At 46.6% G+C, this 1,062-nt stretch carries 2 protein-coding genes; both read left to right on the top strand.

The features are described from left to right. Nucleotides 1–554: ACT domain-containing protein (locus F6K49_RS52450; RefSeq protein WP_293111008.1), on the top strand; the 554-nt coding region annotated here is incomplete at its 5' end. Nucleotides 555–734: 180 nt separating this feature from the next. Further along, nucleotides 735–1,062: 50S ribosomal protein L11 methyltransferase (locus F6K49_RS52445; RefSeq protein WP_293111006.1), on the top strand; the 328-nt coding region annotated here is incomplete at its 3' end.

Here is a 1,062-nt window from a genome sequence, read left to right as displayed (position 1 = left end):
GGGGACGCATTGAATTACTTGATGTCCGATTACAGGGAGAGTTAGCTACCAACGAAAGCCAGCCCTTAGTGGTTGCTGCCCTCAAAGGCTTACTTTCCCAGGCACTGCGAGAGCGGGTAAACTATGTGAATGCATCCATTGAGGCAAAAGAGCGGGGCATTCGGGTAATTGAAACCAGGGATGCTTCGATGCGAGACTATTCTGGATCCATACATCTATCAGCCACCGGTTCCATGGGGAAACATTCTGTAACAGGTGCTCTATTGAATGATGGGGAAATCCACATTACCAGTATCGACGACTTCCCGATTAATGTTCCTCCCACTCACTATATGCTGTTTACCGTACACCGGGATATGCCGGGAATTATTGGTAAAATTGGCTCTCTACTGGGTAGTTTTAATGTCAATATTGCCAGTATGCAGGTGGGTCGCAAAATTGTGCGGGGTGACGCAGTTATGGTGCTTAGTCTAGATGACCCCTTACCGGAGGGAGTTTTAACAGAGATTATGAAGGTGCCAGGGATCAGGGATGCTTACACGGTAACTTTATAAGTTAAGTACTGAATACCTTCAGTACTGAATACGTTCACTATTGAGTGCTGAGTGCTGAGTGCTGAATATGGGGAAAAGGTTATAGGTACAAACAATCTTGATCCTTAAGTTTAGACCACGTACCTCCCCCTGCTGACTCCCCACTCTTAAACTCAGCACTCTTGACCTCGGAACTAAGATATGGCAAACAGCTGGTGGGAAATTCAAATTTTGTGCGACTCTGCCTTAGAGGATTTAATCTTCTGGCGACTAGAAAAGTTTGGTTGTCGAGGAATGTCCAGCCAGCTTAAGGGACATTCTCAACTAGTGCTTGCTCACTTACCCCAAATACAAGCACAGCTGTTGGATTTGGCAGCCCTTGCCCTTTGGGTAAATCAGGATGCCCTTACTGTAGGGCTGCCAGTACCGATAACTCGGTGGCACCTGATTGATGAGGAAGATTGGGCAAGTAGTTGGAAACAATACTGGGAACCCCAAGAAATTGGCGATCGCTTTTTGATCTATCCCG

Source organism: Moorena sp. SIO3I6 (genome assembly GCF_010672095.1).
Note: the sequence above shows the minus strand (reverse complement) of the source record. Positions and strands in the feature narration are given on the sequence as shown.